At 43.6% G+C, this 16,798-nt stretch carries 19 protein-coding genes; 9 read left to right on the top strand and 10 right to left on the bottom strand.

Annotated elements, in window-relative coordinates:
- The first annotated feature begins 156 nt into the window (after window positions 1-156).
- Both ACM0OZ_RS44800 and ACM0OZ_RS44805 read left to right on the top strand, forming a co-directional pair.
- Entirely contained in the window at window positions 157-336 is a 180-nt protein-coding gene (locus tag ACM0OZ_RS44800; protein WP_414589379.1) for a hypothetical protein, read from the top strand.
- A 505-nt stretch (window positions 337-841) separates the two neighbouring features.
- Window positions 842-1,183, top strand: a complete 342-nt coding sequence (locus tag ACM0OZ_RS44805) for a hypothetical protein (RefSeq protein WP_414589381.1) — start codon at window positions 842-844, stop codon at window positions 1,181-1,183.
- A 145-nt stretch (window positions 1,184-1,328) separates the two neighbouring features.
- Here ACM0OZ_RS44805 and ACM0OZ_RS44810 read toward each other — a convergent pair whose 3' ends face one another.
- The 9 genes from ACM0OZ_RS44810 to ACM0OZ_RS44850 all read right to left on the bottom strand — a co-directional run bounded on the left by ACM0OZ_RS44810 (window position 1,329) and on the right by ACM0OZ_RS44850 (window position 8,713).
- Window positions 1,329-1,802, bottom strand: a complete 474-nt coding sequence (locus tag ACM0OZ_RS44810; protein ID WP_414589382.1) for a hypothetical protein — start codon at window positions 1,800-1,802, stop codon at window positions 1,329-1,331.
- Between the two features lie 126 nt (window positions 1,803-1,928).
- Window positions 1,929-5,513 carry a plasmid replication protein, CyRepA1 family gene (locus ACM0OZ_RS44815; RefSeq protein WP_414589383.1) on the bottom strand — a complete coding sequence of 1,195 codons (3,585 nt, stop codon included), beginning with the start codon at window positions 5,511-5,513 and terminating at the stop codon, window positions 1,929-1,931.
- A complete protein-coding gene (locus ACM0OZ_RS44820) occupies window positions 5,510-5,845 on the bottom strand; it encodes a hypothetical protein (RefSeq protein ID WP_414589384.1) in 336 nt (111 codons plus the stop codon). The genes ACM0OZ_RS44815 and ACM0OZ_RS44820 overlap by 4 nt, the downstream gene beginning before the upstream one ends.
- 118 nt (window positions 5,846-5,963) lie before the next feature.
- The gene (locus tag ACM0OZ_RS44825) at window positions 5,964-6,707 is read right to left on the bottom strand and encodes a hypothetical protein (RefSeq protein ID WP_414589385.1); all 744 of its coding nucleotides are present in this window, start codon (window positions 6,705-6,707) and stop codon (window positions 5,964-5,966) included.
- Window positions 6,708-6,710: 3 nt separating this feature from the next.
- On the bottom strand, window positions 6,711-7,376 hold the full coding sequence (locus ACM0OZ_RS44830; RefSeq protein WP_414589387.1) for a tyrosine-type recombinase/integrase: 666 nt from the start codon (window positions 7,374-7,376) through the stop codon (window positions 6,711-6,713).
- 14 nt (window positions 7,377-7,390) lie between these two features.
- Window positions 7,391-7,633: a hypothetical protein gene (locus ACM0OZ_RS44835; protein ID WP_414589388.1), complete on the bottom strand. Its 243-nt coding sequence runs from the start codon at window positions 7,631-7,633 to the stop codon at window positions 7,391-7,393.
- The gene (locus ACM0OZ_RS44840) at window positions 7,626-7,838 is read right to left on the bottom strand and encodes a hypothetical protein (RefSeq protein ID WP_414589389.1); all 213 of its coding nucleotides are present in this window, start codon (window positions 7,836-7,838) and stop codon (window positions 7,626-7,628) included. Before ACM0OZ_RS44840 ends, ACM0OZ_RS44835 begins: the two co-directional genes overlap by 8 nt.
- Window positions 7,839-7,902: 64 nt before the next feature.
- Window positions 7,903-8,184 (bottom strand): hypothetical protein, encoded by a 282-nt coding sequence (locus ACM0OZ_RS44845; RefSeq protein ID WP_414589391.1) that lies wholly within the window; start codon window positions 8,182-8,184, stop codon window positions 7,903-7,905.
- A 355-nt stretch (window positions 8,185-8,539) separates the two neighbouring features.
- On the bottom strand, window positions 8,540-8,713 hold the full coding sequence (locus tag ACM0OZ_RS44850) for a hypothetical protein (protein WP_414589392.1): 174 nt from the start codon (window positions 8,711-8,713) through the stop codon (window positions 8,540-8,542).
- 38 nt (window positions 8,714-8,751) lie between these two features.
- On the opposite strand from ACM0OZ_RS44850, the gene ACM0OZ_RS44855 reads away from it, so the two are divergent.
- From ACM0OZ_RS44855 to ACM0OZ_RS44885, 7 genes are all read left to right on the top strand, one after another.
- Window positions 8,752-9,243, top strand: a complete 492-nt coding sequence (locus ACM0OZ_RS44855; RefSeq protein WP_414589393.1) for a hypothetical protein — start codon at window positions 8,752-8,754, stop codon at window positions 9,241-9,243.
- A gap of 159 nt (window positions 9,244-9,402) precedes the next feature.
- On the top strand, window positions 9,403-10,026 hold the full coding sequence (locus ACM0OZ_RS44860; RefSeq protein WP_414589395.1) for a hypothetical protein: 624 nt from the start codon (window positions 9,403-9,405) through the stop codon (window positions 10,024-10,026).
- Between the two features lie 26 nt (window positions 10,027-10,052).
- Entirely contained in the window at window positions 10,053-10,241 is a 189-nt protein-coding gene (locus ACM0OZ_RS44865; protein ID WP_414589396.1) for a hypothetical protein, read from the top strand.
- A gap of 138 nt (window positions 10,242-10,379) precedes the next feature.
- Complete coding sequence (locus tag ACM0OZ_RS44870) at window positions 10,380-12,359, top strand: hypothetical protein (RefSeq protein ID WP_414589397.1); 1,980 nt, start codon at window positions 10,380-10,382, stop codon at window positions 12,357-12,359.
- A gap of 224 nt (window positions 12,360-12,583) precedes the next feature.
- Window positions 12,584-12,850, top strand: coding sequence for a hypothetical protein (locus ACM0OZ_RS44875; protein ID WP_414589398.1), 267 nt, complete (start codon window positions 12,584-12,586; stop codon window positions 12,848-12,850).
- Between the two features lie 136 nt (window positions 12,851-12,986).
- The gene (locus ACM0OZ_RS44880; RefSeq protein ID WP_414589399.1) at window positions 12,987-14,162 is read left to right on the top strand and encodes a hypothetical protein; all 1,176 of its coding nucleotides are present in this window, start codon (window positions 12,987-12,989) and stop codon (window positions 14,160-14,162) included.
- Window positions 14,163-14,307: 145 nt separating this feature from the next.
- Window positions 14,308-16,386: a protelomerase family protein gene (locus tag ACM0OZ_RS44885; protein ID WP_414589400.1), complete on the top strand. Its 2,079-nt coding sequence runs from the start codon at window positions 14,308-14,310 to the stop codon at window positions 16,384-16,386.
- Between the two features lie 136 nt (window positions 16,387-16,522).
- On the opposite strand, the gene ACM0OZ_RS44890 is transcribed toward ACM0OZ_RS44885, so the two are convergent.
- Window positions 16,523-16,708 carry a hypothetical protein gene (locus ACM0OZ_RS44890; protein ID WP_414589402.1) on the bottom strand — a complete coding sequence of 62 codons (186 nt, stop codon included), beginning with the start codon at window positions 16,706-16,708 and terminating at the stop codon, window positions 16,523-16,525.
- Window positions 16,709-16,798: the final 90 nt, after the last annotated feature.

Raw genomic sequence — 16,798 nt, forward strand, 5'->3', positions numbered from 1 at the left:
CGCCTTGTAGCTCATCCTGCGCGTGGCTACCGCTACAAATACTACAAATGTAATACAAGTTGATGCCTGACTACCAATACCTGGCTACCAAAACACAGTTCTTGTATATCAATCCTTTGAGGACGCCTGGCTACCAAATTTAATCACGAGAGACGCGTGGCTACCGACGCGTGGCTACCAAGCAACCTGATACTTGAAGGTCTGGCTACCAGATTTAATAACTATAGACGCGTGGCTACCGACGCTTGGCTACCAAACAGCTTGATATTTGAAGGGCGGCTACCGATTCATGGCGTGGTTGAGGAGAGAGCGAGTAATTTTGATAAAGATAAATAAAAGGGTTGACATATTGGATGTAGTTACGCTACTCTCAATATATGTTGTTATACGTTTATGCAAAGCATGAGCATGAATTGTATGGAAAAGTTTGTACTAAGACAAAAAGATGATTAATTTTAACAACAGGTCGTCCATTGATTAGGAATTGGAAATTGGAATGGAGCAACTAAAAAAATAGAAAAATGCAAAAAATTTTTGTTTTCACAAAAAGCTAAAAGCAAAACAGAGAATAAGTATATAACTATATAGATATGTAGTTATAGAAAAAGAAAAATATATACAAAAAAAATAAAATAAATTCTAAAGCGACTTTTCTGTTGACAAGTTTGTTAGCCATTTGCTATAAAATTGAATAGACGGCAAACCCCCCGGAGTGATTAGTCGTCACAAAGGGGGGTTTACGTCGTTTACGTCATTTATCTCTTTCCACTGATTGCGTTTGCAGACGGATATCAGGGGATTATTAAACATATCTACAGCCAAAGAGGGCTGCTGTTTTATTATGTCAAACTTTGATTGTAATGACAACCCCCAGAAAAAAATTCATTCTAAAAATGAAAATTTTGAGGTGTTACAACCATCGACTAAGACAACCAACGAAGAAAAATCCTCACAACTGATTGCTGAAGTGGTAGAAACTGCTATAGAGGCAGTAGAAGAAAACCCCAGCAAGGAATGGATGCAGATCGCAGCACCGATTATGAAGTCAGGAGGAAAATCTGTAGCGATAATCCTGTCTTTAGGATTTGTAGCCATTCCCTTAACGGTCTTTGGTAGTCCCTGGATAGGTATTATATTGGCGACAGGGGCAACGATAACCGCTATTTGCTCGTGTTTGAGATAGCTTTGATGGTTAAAACAGTCGAATAGACTAATTTACCGACATTTTAGTTTCTATAAACGCATTTCTGATAATCAAAAGCCCGCTAACAGCTTGCTGTGGCGGGTTCTAACTTCAAGATAACGAAATACAAATATTCAAGTCACCTTTAGCTAGTACGACAGTACTGCTTGAGAATGGCTCTCATTGCATACATTGCAATATCAATATCTTTACATTCCGAATTATTAACTGTCTGGGGGCTTGCGTCTTCACTGATGTTATTAGAAATCTTTTGAAGAAGCTCGCCATATGGAGCAATATCGCGGTCTTTTGTAGCAAATCGAAATATTACCCGGATTGCTAGCCGAAAATCCTCTAAATCCTGCTTTATGGGCGCTCTTCTTTTTAGCAGCATCTCAAGCCCCTGTAGCATCCCCCTCGCGGCTGCAACAACAGGATCATATATGCCATCGGGATTCCCTACGAATTCCACGCATTTGTAGCAATTCCAGGCACTTGTCATTTGTCCCCATCTAGATTTGTTCTGTGGTGCGCTCTTCTCCCACGGCTTTATAAGTAAAGTTGCTTGCCGCTGTGCTTCACGAGCCTCAAGCGTCCATTCTCTGCCCCTACTCTTCACGTGTCCTTACCTCTTACACTCCTATTTTTACCAACGACGCCGACGGGTTTGCGTGGTATAAGTCCTATAAAATACATATTAATTAAGTGTGTATGAAATCATCCTAACTTACCTGTAATATTATGGTTATGATACTACAGTTACCCATTGACGGATGCGATCGCGCTGCTTACTGGACAATTCCCTTGCTAGTTCCTTAAGCAAGTCAGCCGAGTTTTGAGACCTGATATCGTTCAACATTTCCCTGCCTTCATCCTCACTTTCATTTTCGGCACAAAGACGCAACATTAGAAGAACTCCTTCGCGCCGCTCTTGCTCTGCCTTCGCCCGTGCCTGCGCCTCCGCTTGAGCAATCTGCTTTGCTCTTTGCGCTGCCGCTATACGCTTCTTCTCGTCTTCTAAGGCTTGCTGTGCCGCTTTCGCAGCGAGTTCCTTTTCCTGTTCCCACTTACGAACCGCTTCGGCATCACGCTCTAACCATTTTGTAAAGACTTCCTCACGCCCATCGCTTTCTGGAATGGGTAAACCATTGTCACCTAAAATTGGCTTTTTGGTTTCTTCATCCTTCTTGAAATCTGCTGCGGGAGCCGAGTAATAACGGATTTGTTGTCCCCGTCCACCCTTGCGGCTATAGCAAACCATTTTATGTCCCAACAGTGCAAGGATATGCTGAACGGTAGAAATTTTGTTTTTTTCGTCCTTAACCTGTTTTTTTAGGTCAACACCCGCTACTATCTGTACGTTGTGTACCTGGGCTTTTATCTTGTCGAAGATATCTAGAATTACTGGATGCTCATTATGGAATCCGTGATCATCATACAGCCGAGAAATCCCCAGATAATCCAATAATGCAACTTTGGGGTGCATCATTGATTTATTGCTATCAAGTATAAGATAATCACCTTGCCCGTGAACAACCGCCTTCTCAAATGCTCGTTGATCGCGGAAAGTTAGATACTCCTTTCCTTGTTGCCAGTAGTAGTGTAACCGTAACTTAGTTCCCCATTTGTCATCATCTTTCTTAACTAAATCGGGCGTACATTCAACAAGATATTTACGTTCAATTTGACCCTTGCGGAATTGCAGCAATTCATTTGTTCGGCGTTCTTGCTGTTTTGAAAGTTTCTCAAATTCAGTATCAGTTAACCTGTCTGCCTCTGCTACATCATCACGGTGTTTGGTGTACAGTTCGTCGCGTACCGAAGTGACTTCTTTCTTGACAGTATCAGGGGCTATCTCTTCATCTCCACACCAATCAATAACAATGTGTCCTTCCTGTTTTAAGTCATGAAGAATAGTTTCTTCATAGTGGTACATACCCATGTTGATCACAGATGCCAATTTCGCCCAAGTTTCTATAGAAATGGGTGAAAAACTACCATCTGGCATTTGTTCCAAACCAGATTCTAAAAGTTTGGCTCTGTTCCATTTGTCCGCACGTCTTTGACCACTGATTAGTCCGCTTGGGGTCGTTGCCTTGTTTCCAATAAAACTAATACCTTGTGGTTTTATCCAAACATATCGTGGCACAGGAGGACGTACACGGCTAAGATTTTGTCTGACTCCATCACAAGTTTGTACACCTTGCCCAATGAACCAAACACCATTAAAGTGATCAACATCAATAGAGATTCCAGTTTCGATTGTGGGGGATGCAACAACTAAATCATAAAGTGGCACAATCTCATTAATATTCTTGGTTGCCCTATACGCTTGATGTTCCGGATTCGCAACAGTTTCGCTGTCAATTCTAAGGATTTTTAGGTGGGGGAATTTGCGCCGAAAGTATGTTTCTAATGCTTGCGTTCCCCATGTAGATTTTGTTCTTTGTCCAGAGACAGACAACAGCGCTTTTTCGCCACGCTCTAACCGCTTCTCAAGTACTCCAATTAATTGAGCCGGATTCTTGCCTCCAAATTTATGAATCGTCCAAGGTTCATTAAATACATATTCGTTGACCAGTATAAAACGTTCTGGAGAAAACCCTAATAGCCCTTCAATAAAGTCAATACCAACGTCACTTAAATCGGCGTCCATTATAAAAATCTTGCCGCCTGTGCTAATAACTGTTCTAAGCAGTTCTTGCAAAGTTTTTATGATTATGACCCGGTTCTGAACGCACGTAGGGCTAGTCAACAGATGCCAAATAACCTGCATCACCTCATCAATCACGACCCAAGCGCCACGCCATTCGTTCGGGTTAAAGTGTGCTTGTGATTCGGGATGTATGGAGTCTATGCAACAACCGTAGCCGAATAAACTACCCTGTTCTGTGCTTCGTAGGTCGGTAATGTAAGGCAACCCCAATCTTTCCGCACCTTGCAAGGACAGTTGTATTCTGTGCGTAATTAATAATACTCTCCCTTCGCCACTACGCAACCTTGCGTCTGACAAGAATCTCAACCATTCAGTTTTTCCGCTACCTTTTGGCGCTTTAACTGCAATTAATTGAGCGCTAGGTGGTACAATCTCCCCGATATAACGCTGATTTATAACTAAGTCCGGCGTGTAACTTAATTGACGTAACTGCTTACTTTGCCAGTTATCAAAACTTGCCGCATTGCAGTACAGTTCATCAAAAGTTCCACGACCCAAGGAAGCGAGAACATCATCAATTCCTTTGCCCATTGTTGGATGCCAACTGATGACATTCACCTCACATCCTTGGAAGGTAAACAGTTTGCCCGTCTTGGCTATGGCATGATTGACGGCTCTCGTAGTCGTGCGCTTTGAATCTTGGTCATAACAAAAGTAAATTCGTCTTCCCTTTTGGGCAAACGCTCGTAAGTGTAAATTGAGGGACGCTAACCCTTGCGACTCCCCAAACTCATCTTTGGGTTGACGGTATGTGCTGTTAATACCTGGTACGGCTATGCAGACGTAACCGCAAGAAAGTACTGCACCCGCCTTTTTTGCGCCTTCAGTTATAATCACAGGGATTTGAGGATGGTTTATTATCCACTGCCAAAACGCGCCATGAGGTAAGTCCTGATACTTCTCAGGTAACGCAACATCGTACCGACGCGCGATTAGTTCCCAAAGCCGATGGGGAATCTTTAGGGCAAATATCTCGGTGGCAACTTTTGGGGGATGCTCGTATTTAACGGTTTTCCCTTCATCATCTGTGTGTTTCTCATCCGACTTAAAGCAACCCCATTGGGAGTCTTCCCCAGTCAACACATCTACACCGCTACACCACCAACCGCCTGCGTACGCATGGCTATAACGCGCCATCCAGAAACGATTTAACGCGCCCGTGTTGAGGCGTGGTAGTTTGTCGGAGTAGCAGAGGTAGTCATAGGGAGTATTTCCATAGAGAGATTTTACATTTAAGTCGATGATGTCAGGATTGACGCAGCTTGCAAGCCACTCTTCTCCATGCACTGGGCTAACATTTCCGAATCCACATGAAGAACTACGTGCTTCTGTCCCGTTCGCTCTGTCACTATGGACACGTACGGCATAGCCTTGATCGTCTGCCGTGCCTTCTGTTCCGTCAGCGACGCTGGAGGAAGCATGAACAATTCCACTGCTTCCTGGATTATCCTTTGTTTCCGGGTTGTTTGCTTCGATTCTTCTGACTTCTTGCAGAAACCCTTTGCTGACATTATTTTTTCTCCTGATTGCTCTTAATAGCTTGCGTAGTTCTGTCTTTGGTGACTTCGGAGCTTTGAGTTTTGGCGTACCAAATCCGTTGGGAGGACGTTTCATGACGCCACCCCCGTTTGCAGATAAGCCAGCAAAGCTGTCGCGTCATCGCCGCAGTATCCGAGATATTCAAGCCCTTCTAGTATCTCTGTGAGGCGTTTTTGCTTGATTAAACCACCGAGCCGTGGTAAAATATCGACAATTAAAAAAAATATTTCATTCATTTGGCTGTACCTCCCTTTGCGGTTATCGGGATGTGCAGCCCTTAACTTTTTTAAGCCTGCTATGGCTTTTCGAGACAGGAACCCGTTAGGATAAAGATGATTTTTCTTTGTAGCCGTGGTGGTTACCCGCAGCTGGGTGAGCGACTGGTAATCGCTCTTGGTGGTATGCACGAGTTACTCTGCCCGAAAGCTAAGGACGCCACCCGCTTTACTTCATTTATAAAAATCTAAAAGACTGAGCTTGTCAAAGTCGCGCGTTAAGTCTGAAAACGCTTGTAGTGTAAGGCTTCTAAAATTGTATAGTCATATACTGTTTTGCAGTACCCATTAATACTCTCGTTTGTCCTCCTCTCCCCCTGCCAGATTGACGAAAATATTTACCATCTTGGTCAGTGTATCCTCTACCCCAGTACGAGTTTTTGTCTAAATCGTTTATATAAGCTGAGTAAGCTTCTAAAAAAGGTTTCCAATAATCTTTATGAAATTTTTTTGACTCTTTAAGGGAAATCGCAGTATCAATAAGTACAGACAACCCTTCAGCGTTCTTGTTTTCAATAAAGGGATTTTCGTTACTCCGTATTTTTTTTAGCTTTTGGCGTTCAAAAAAAATCCAAGTTTTTTTGAAACTATTTTCAACAAATTCTTCTGGAGGATTGATCGTAAATTCAGTCTCCATTCCCCATAATTCGTTAAAGATTTTTGCAAACCAAAAGCCAGCATTTTTGAATGGTACTTTAACGCCTGTGACATCTTGGAACGCGTGACATCGTTCGCACAGTTTGAAATACTTTATAAGTAAATTTCCTCTTGGCTTAAGAGCATCTCGTATAAGTTTACTCGGATGGACTTTGCATTTATTGTCCCACTCCTCTTTAATTACCCAATTGCGTGCTGTTTGCCAGTATTCGGATATCGTGTGGAATGCCGGATAGAAATTTTCGTCTTTAGCGACTTCCAGAGGTAGGACTTGATGGAAAGTGCGAGAGCCTTCTATTATTGCGTCGTAATCTTGCGAACTAGATGTGATTTTCATTGTTTAGTTGCTCGAAGTCGTTTTTGTGTCTGGCTTTGAGTGTACATCGGGATAAACATATTTCCCGATGCTGGCATCATCATCCACGGGTGTCAGCATCGACAGAGCCGAGATCGCACCCCGTACCTGTGACGAGTCCACCTCCAAATACTTTTGCAACTGCTCAAGATTTCTGTGTCCGCTGACTTCTTGAATCACTCTAAGGGGAATTCCCGCGTTGGACATCAGAGTTAGCGCGGTTCTCCGGCAACTGTGGCTACTCGCCCCAACAATATCTGCCCGTTGACACGCTTCTCGAAAAATTGCAGCGGCAGAGTCCTCATGGATATGACCTCGACCCCAACGACCTGGGAAGAGATAGCCATCATCGGTTTTTGCAGGTTTGTACTGTTTCAGGTAACGCTGCAAGTCATCCAGCACGGGAATGGTGCGAGTCGCCAGCTTCCCTTTAGTGTTGCTCTTGCGGATAATCAATTCACTTCTTACCCTCCCTTTTGAGTCGTACACGTCCTTAATTTTCAAAGTGACGCATTCTTTGACCCGACACGCAGTGTAAAGCATAACAGCACACAGGGTTTTGTCCCTAATGGTAAGCAATCCAGAGGTAAACAATCGCTGGATTTCTTCAGTAGATAAAACCTTTGCTTTCCCGTGGCGGTCGATTTTCACGCTTGCTTGCTGTGCTATCCCACATCCTTTACTGAAACTATTCCTTGGCTACACCACTGGACAAGCAGCCATCTATCAGATTCTCGGTCTAGTGCTGGCTTTAGTCGCTGGTTAAAAACGTCTTCCCAAATTTCTACACCGTATTGCGTAACAAATTGCTTCTCAAGTTCTTTGAACAGTGGGAAGTTGCGAGCGCTTATGGCGGTAAGAATGGGAATTACAGTGCTTACTGGTATAGTGGTTGCTGTTTCACTCATCTGGATAGTCCTCAAAAATACAAATTATTGGTAATGGTTCAAGCTTGGTATCAATAATTTTGACCAATCGCTTCCCAGTGTTCCTGGCTATTCTTTTGCAACGTTCTTCGGACGCCGCCGCCGACCAATCCCTTTCCTCGTCTAATGGGTCAAATTTCCCCTCAACGCGCTCTATGCCGTCATCTGGCTGGTTTCTTTTGCTCACCCCTCACCTCGTCTCCCGTTGCCAGATTGCCGTAGAAATCGCTCTAACATTTCTTCTATCCGGCTTAATCATTCTCAATCACCTGATCTAATAATGAGGCGATTTCTTCATTTAGGCTTGGGAGTAACCTAGCCGCTAACTCAGAATCTTTCTTCAATAGCTTAGATAACGCTTCAGACTCTATCACGAGCCTCTCAACCTGAGCGCTTTCGCTTCTGCCATTCATAATGGCTGAAGTTTTTAAGATTTTCCTGATTTCAGAGTTCAGCTTCAAATTAGCCCTTTCGGTTCGGTCGTCTCTTTTTGGTCGCCCCACTAAACGTTTTTCCTCGTTGCATACAGTCATATACATATAAACTACCTTTTTCTGTGTTCAATATACACACTGTAGCTTCTCCACGAGTATTTTGTGCATAAAAACGTATATCGTGCACTTATCAATTTTCTACGTTCATATAACTGTTCTGTATTTATTTTATGCACATGATATGAGTTTTAAAGTGTACATTAGTAACTATGGAGCGCAAACAAACAGAGGGACGCGGCGCACCCTCAGAGCCGATTAGCCAGCGCCCACTCCATCCATTTCAAGAACTAACGAGAGAAAATGTTAACTAAACAGCAGATCGATACACTGGAATCCGCCTACGAGATTCTTGACCTACTCAGAAATTGCTCAGACTTCAATCAGTCCCATGACCTCACCCTATCCGATGGGTGTAGAGTCCTTTCCGAGTTTCTGGACTACATCTATGCAAAAGAGCAAGCTGAGCGCAATCAGCCCCCACGGCAAGTAATTCTAGCAACTCTAGAATCTTTTCAAAATCTTTGAAAGTGGCAACCGCAAAGTATCTCACCTCTATCGCGATCGCCACTTCTGACTCTTATAAGTTCTGTATTGGAGCCTAATTTAATGTTACCTGACAACGAGAACCAGCGCCACGATACTCCTAAGCGTTTTAACCTTGGCTACTACACACGCGAAACCTTTGACCTTTTTCAATGTGGTTGGAAAGCTGCAAGTAGAAATTTAAAGGAATACTATCGCTTAGAAGACGCCAAAGAGACTCGCAAGTATATTGTTGAACTGCTCGAAGAAGGGCTGTACGACAGCGTATCTAGAGGCACGACTGAAGAGAAGCTTAATACCCTTCGATACTTTCAGCGTAAGAAAGAATTTGAGCAAGCACGGGACCAGCGCCCGTATACATTGGGTGAGCAATTTTCAAGTCTGGCTTTGAATGCAGCTTTCTTAAGTGCGATCGCTGTTCTCTTTTCCTTCTCTGCCACTTGGTCGTGCGGTCGTAGTCAGTCTCAGTTCTGCCAGGACATACGGGCTACCACTGGCGGCGTTGTGCGCTATTTCGCAGCCCCCAAACCAATTGAATCTGAGTTACTTAAGTGAAAAGTAAAGGCACTGACCCACTTTTAGAGCCGGAAGCAGTTACAGTAGCAATCTTTTTCTTTTGCATTCTGCTTCTAACCAGTTTTTTAGGTAGTTCATACCTAAATCGCTACCAACCAAAGCAACCCGTCATTATCCAACGATCCACGGAATACTACAATGGCAGACACTAATAATACAAATTCCTCAAATTCTTCAAATAACTCAAGCAAGAAAGCGCCTAAAATGCCAAATGTTCGTAACGGCATTCACAACACTAAGAGCGCTTTTGCAGAAGTGACTGGGCAGTCTGTGACCCCTCTAGAATTCGCCCGACAGCGCCAACAGATAGAAAACCAAACCAACTATCAAACGCTCCGTATTGACCGCGCCAAGCTTACCCAAGAGGCTCGTAAAGCTGATATTGAAGAGAAGCGGATCGAAGTATTTGATGCTCAATACAAGGAGATTGGACACAAAGTTGATACAGCCTGGTTAAAAGCTGATTTGGCTGAAATTGAACACCAAACAACCTTGATAGACAAGGACATTGCCTTAGTTCAACATGACGTTAAACAGATTGAACTAGCCGCTGAGAAAGACGGCAAAGCACTAGCGCAAGAAAAACGGGAATTGAACTACCTCAAAGGATTGGAAGATTTACGAGCGCTCAGCTTAGGACTTTCTGAAAAGACTTATGAAAACGATACCCGTGAAGTAGTCCTTGAGGTGAATGGGTCGGAAATTAGTCAAAATACCATTCCCAGTAAGGCAACCATCAAAGCATTTTTAATTTCAGAGTAAAAACAAATGCGTGACAACAGTATTTCTTGGCTAAGCCTCCAGTGGCTTACAACCTTCCTTGGAACTTTGACCGTAACCCAGGTGTTCAATCTGCTCAAAGAACTCAACCTAATGCCCTTGTACGCGGTCAGGATAGCTTTGATCTCACTTGCGCTCATTTCGGTATGCTACTGGTTCATCTGGGCGTACACAGGGGTCAGCGTGGCGAATCCTAAAGCTAAAAACCTGCTTTACTATGGAGTTCCTTTTGTTGGCTTGACTGCTTTCCTTTTAGGACTTCTCTAATTGAAAAAGTAGGTGCGATATCAGGTCGCACCCACTCCATTACTCTTCATTAAGTAATTATTCTCATTATGCCAGAACATAAAGAGCGAAAGTCTCCATTAATCGTTATTGGTGTTGTTTCGGCTGCGCTGTCTATTGGTACAGCCTTTGACAAAAACTTGCATCCAGGAATTAAAACAGCTATCCCCTTGGTAGGCTTCGCTTCCTGCCTCATTGCTCGGCATGGTGTCCGGCATGAGTTGACCGAGCTAGAGGAAAAGTTTGCGGAACGTTGGGATGGTCTTGACCACTGGGAGAAAGAGATTATTGACCGGGAACAAAACCACGCGATCGCGCTCAAGAAACTCGAACAAGAAAAACGTACGCTCCACAACGAACACGTTGCCAAGCTCAACAATCTACGGGAGGCTGAGAATCGCTACCGAGAGCAATATGAAAATCGAGCGGCTGAATTGCAATCAGAATATGATGCACTGCTGGCTGAACTGAACAAAGATAAACGGATTCACGAGAAAGAGAAAGAACTTCAAGAAGCGCTGTTAGCCGCCAAGAAAGACCAAATAGCTACTCAATTGCATGAGCAACATTTGGAACGTCAGTCGGAAGTTGACAACCGGGAGGCTTTGTTAAATCAGCGAATACGGGATGTCAATAGTCAGCTAGAGGCACTACAGCAACAGATTGCTGATGAGTATCAAGAGAAACTGGCTGCTTTTGAGGATGAAAAAAATTCAATCTTGGACAGACACGCTCGTGAGATTGATTCTTGGAGACAACGTTATCAAGACGCACAAAAACAGATTGCAATCAGCAAGGCTCCTAAGTTTCCTATCGGTGGCGATGAAATCGCGGGTAGTGAATGTATCAAAGTGATTCAATTCTTGTGGCGACTTGAGAAACCCATCAAAGTGGATTGCCATGAGCGGCAACCCCAAAATCAGGGAGACCAGGACGTATTCTGGCTGTTGCTTCGTGATGCCACTCAGCTTGCTGATTTAAAATCAAAAGCTTCAGAGATTCAGTACCTCTTGGGGAAAGGACACAAGCCAGTAATTGAGCAAGAAAAGGGTGAAGCATCCATCAGATTTGAACTCAAGCGAAATACTAGCCCTGGTATTGTCCTCAAGGCAAGTAAGCAGGATGTCGAGGACAAGATTCCTACGTTAGCCAAATACAAAAATGGCGACCGTGGTTGGCTTGTGACGGGTCATCCTGGTGCGGGTAAGACTAGTGTGTTGATTTGGCTTGGACAGATTTTAGGAGGTGACGACTGCGATCGTATAGCGCTTAATCCACACAATGACGAAAAATCAACATTTGAACTGTATGGCTATCATGAAATCACCTCACTGACAGAAATCTATCAACAGTTTGAATTATTAGCTGAGGAGTTGAATTTAAGAGGCGGTGACTCTACACGACGCCGTAAATTAATCATTGCTGTTGATGAGCTTGGTAAAATCCTCAGCAACGCTGAAGACCCCACGCGAATCATGGAAATCATTAGACAGATTAATGTGGAAGGTCGGAAACTTGGCATGGTCATTTTAGTGGGGAATCACAGCCAAACCACTACGGCTGTGAAGATGGATGCTGAGTACCGAAGTGCATTCTACCAATTGTTTTTAGTTGGTGCGTCTCGTGAGTTACTCAGAAAGCCTAATGCTCCAGAATTTCAAGATTGGGAATATAAGTGGATTCAAGACACGGCATATCCGGCTATCACTTTAATCAATGGTCAATGGTCTTTGTGTTTGCATCCAACACACTGGGATTACTCAGAGTACCGCGATAAAGGTAATCCACCTAAAGGTCTTAAAAAGACATCTACAAGTAAGTTGAGCATTAAATTAGCTGGAATAGGTCAAGTAGAACCAAATCAAGGACTATCCAGTGAAGAGATAGAGGTAATTAATAAGTTTAAAAAATTGCCTGTTTCGGAAATAATTTACAAGACTTGGGGATTGAAACAATCAAGAAGTCCTCAGTACAAGGCTCGAAAGGCTCAAGTATTGGAGTTTTTAGCCAAAACAACCCACAACCCATAATTTGCAGGGGTTTCAGGCTTTTTTAAACCCGGAATTTTGGGTTAGATTTCGGTTGGTTTGGTTTGTTCCAAACACGGGCTTTCTAATCCCAGATTCCTGAAAAGCTTGCCATGTAAGGATTTTGTTTTTCAGTTATTTGGGATTACCCAAAACCCATCTTTTTGAGGTTAGTAATACCGAAAAACCCAAATAGTCTTTTTTACTTAATAATTGGAAGTACAAACATGACACCTCACAACATATTTACAGCAATTTCAACTAAAACTTACAAAATAGTAGGACATTGCCTTGCCCACATTAACCAGCATCGCCGTGTAATGAACTTATATCTAAAAGAAATGGAGCGTGCTGAAAAAGAGGGTGATTTAAGTCGTGCTGCTAATTATAAGTATGAAAAAATACCACAAGTCGAATCAGTTATAGCTGAAAGTAAAAAGCTGCTGATAAGGGAGATTGCTGAAGTGGTTTTCAAAATGATAGAAAACCTCTAAATATTAGACGATTGAACTATTGCTAATCATAAATTTATTTCCTAATAGTTCAATCGCAATAAAAGAATGAGTTTCCCAACTAGCCGTATTTCTGCGCGTAGTATGCGCACACTACACACAATTAGGGTTGACGACAATGAAAACATCAACGAACGGAACAAAGCCAGCGCAAGACATACAGCAACTTGAGATTATAGATTCTTTGTCGGATACTACCGACAAAAAGAAAAAAACAAGGGAATCAAAGAATCCACTGATTGATTGTTCCATGATTTTGGATGCTGGCAGCAAGCGCATCAAGTGTTTACTCAACAATTACCCCAATACTATTGACAGTATCTACAAGGAAATCAAAGGGGAGCTGCCATCGGGCATGGCGGGATGTTTCCGCTATAAGGGAAAGAATTATGTTGTAGGTCGTGCCTCTGATTCAGTTTTGGGTGAAGTGGTCGAGGCACACAAGGATAACAAAATCAAGAAACTCGACATTTGGCTGCTTGGCGCTTTGACCAGTGACTCCGACTTTTTAGATGAAATACTGGAGGACAAACGAAATCGTTATAAGTCAAAACCCATCCGGCTAAAAATAGACATTAAGTTGCTCTCCCTTTCCAGCAACAAGCAAGGGGACATTGCCAAAATACTTAGGGGGATAGAAACCTTTATTTATCGCGGTCGTGAGTTCACCATTGAGTTCAAAGGTCTTGATTCAGAGTTCATCTACTCTGAGGGATATGGAGCCGCATTAGCCGCTAGAAAGCTCTTAAGCACTGAGGTTGACAGCTTTGCAATCTTGGATTTGGGTGGCGGGACACTAACGCTAACCACTTATAAAGTTGGTCGGAAGCTGCCTAAGGTTCTTAACCGAAGCGTCGCCAGTGGTGGAGGTATGCAAGACCTAGCGCGTCAGATTTTTATCAGCCTGAACAAAACAGACATCGGGGGTGAAACCAAAAGTCTAAGCAGTATCTTTGAAGCACTTAAGGCTTGCAGGATGGATGAAAACGGCGAACATCTAGTACCGTACCGAGTAGGAGAAAAGACTGAAAACATTGCAGAGAGTGTGCTTGATGGTACCAGTAATTGGATTGCCGATAACCCAAGCATTGCTGACATTTTGACCAAATCAAGCCAACTGCTAGTCGGGGGAGGTTCTGTCTTCTGTACGGGAGGTGGCTTTGCATCAAAGATTATCGCAGACAAGCTACAGGCACTTGTTACCAATGCTATCAGTTACGGACAGTTTGAGATACTGGAAAACCCAGATGTAATTAACATTTTAGGGATGAGTCACCTGACGGACGCTAAGTAATTATCTGCTCATTGTTACAAAAACAAGGACGACAAGCGATTGTAGTTAGGATGATTTCATCTTAACTACAAGTTATCATAACTAGTTCTTGACACTGCATAACTCGTTACGATAATATATAACTAGTTAACAAGAGGGGAGTCAAATGAGCAAAGCATTACAAGCAAAGATAGACGAGCTATTTGAGGCAACGAAAGACCTCATGAGCTTTGAAGAAATCAAATTTTACTGTGATCGGTTCAATGAGTGGGTAAATACAAGTACAAGCTACAGCACCAAGACTCTAGGTACCAAGTTAAGTGCATATGGGTTTTACAAAAAGTTCAAAAGTTTACCACTAGAACAGGGTAAAAATGCTGACCTTGTAGCCAAGTGTGATGCTGAAGGTAATGTTAAGGCGCAAGAGCTAAGGCATTATGTTCTCTTGCTCTGTGGCTTGGACAAAGATCAGTGGAATCAGCGAAATCAAACGACGCGAGTGATTGAGCGCGTTCAAAATGGCGCTGAGATAGACCCTGACAGATATTTAGAAGTTACTGGACAACTTTTAGCTAGCGATGTTGCTCATGAATTGGCGGTTGGGTTAATTGCCTCAACCGGGCGACGCCCTCACGAAATCATCGCCCGTGCCCGGTTCACTCCTATTGAGGGTAAGCCTTATCATGTGATGTTTGAGGGGCAGGGAAAAAAGCGTGGCGATATTCCCTTTTTCGAGATTCCCACGTTGTATCCTGCCGATTATGTGATCAAGGCTTTGGCTCGACTACGCAAAAATCCAAGCAATCAATCATTGCTCAAACAGGTCAAAGAGGAGTTCCCCGAAAGCGTGACCAGACAAAACGTGGAACTTGACAATAAGCGTGGACAGTCTTTGCGCCGTGTTGTTCGGGCTTACTTTGGGGATAAAGGACAGGAGACACCTGTTTTACCATTTCGGTACGGTGAAGAGCAGGATAATCCTAAAGCATTACGTGCCGCTTATGCAGCGCTAGCGGCAGAACGAGATGTTAAAGGAAGTTTTGGTGCAAAACTGTTGTATGTATCGAGAATTCTGGGACACTACACGCCAACAAAAGAGGATGATAGAGGGCTTGATACACTAGCAACATCAATTGGGTACGGCGATTATTTTGTTACTAAGCCAGTGAGGCTTGCAGAAGTGGAGACAGAAAAGCTAGCTAATGTTAAGGCGTTCGCATCAGACCTAGAGAAAGTTAAGGAACTGCAAAGGACTAAGGGGCTACCCTCCCAGCAAGCTGCTCTTCATTGTTTACTAGAATCTGCGGATCGTAATCATTCCTTGGAACGCCAATTGATTGAGGCACAGCAAAAAGTTGTTCATTTGCAAGAAGTCGTAACCAGTTATGAACAACAATTGACTCAAGTACACCAAGAGAACCAACAACTTAAGGAAAAATTGGAGAAAATCATGAGCCAGCAACCACAAACACCTATCATTGAACCTTCTACGGTAGAAACAGCCGCATCTGACGACCGCATCGGCAAGCTAGAAGCGCAAACAGCACGGCTAGAGCAGATGATGGAACAGATGATGAGCATGATGTCTTCTGATGTTGCGGATGTAGTCAAAGAAAAGAAAGTGCTAACAGTGTCAGCACCACAAGAAAAAACTGAGCCAGTCCGTAGACCGATTGAGTCCAAGCAGGATATTGACTGGGAATCTATCCCGAACGACCAGCTAAGAAACATGAAAGTAGCTGGCGCGGTGGAGGAAAAGATTTATCGGGCGTTTCGTGCGATCGCCAACTACAACGACAATGCGCCAAGCAACAATGATCGATGGTACATCGGCACTACTACCCTTAGCGAAGTCTCAGGATGCAACAGGCAGGCGATTGCGAGTTGGGTTCAAACACATAAGTTGACTGTTGATGACCATAACAACAAGTACGGGATACAACAGTATCACAACAAGCGTCATAAGGGAGTTGAGATTACAGACTTAGTCAAGCTGTGGGGAAAGGAGCAACCATCGGACGCGCCAGGAGCGAAAGTTGTTTCTATCACTAAAGCTGAGAAAATTGCCAAGCTTCCAACGACGGCAACAGCCTTGGATATTATCGATTACTTGGGTAGTCATCCTAACGAGAGCGTTCAAGTCAAAGGTGATGGTAGAGCGTTAACCTACGAGCGAGTCAATGACGAGAAAGGATACATGAAAGCGGCTCGTATTGTTGAGACGGGCGAAGAGATTCCAGCGTAACATCTCACATTGTCAGTAAATGCCACCCAGTCAAACGATGGGGTGGTTTTGCGTTTACGCGATCGCCCACCGTTACCCCTCAACCTCATCACCCTCATCGCCCTTCACTTCACCTTGGTAGCCAGACCCTCAAGTATCAGGTTGTTTCGTAGCCAAGCATCGGTAGCCAGGCATCTCTCCTCATTTCATCGGTAGCCAGACCCTCAAGTATCAAGTTGTTTGGTAGCCACGCGTCTTCAAAGCATTGATATACAAGAACTGTGGTTTGGTAGCCACACGTCGGTAGCCACACGTCGGTAGCCACGCATCGGTAGCCATGCATCGGTAGCCATGCGTTGGTAGCCAGGCATCAACTTATATTACATTTGTAGTATTTGTAGCGGTAGCCACGCGCAGGATGAGCTACAAGGCG

It is taken from the genome of Scytonema sp. PCC 10023, assembly GCF_963920835.1.
GTDB lineage: Bacteria > Cyanobacteriota > Cyanobacteriia > Cyanobacteriales > Nostocaceae > Kalymmatonema.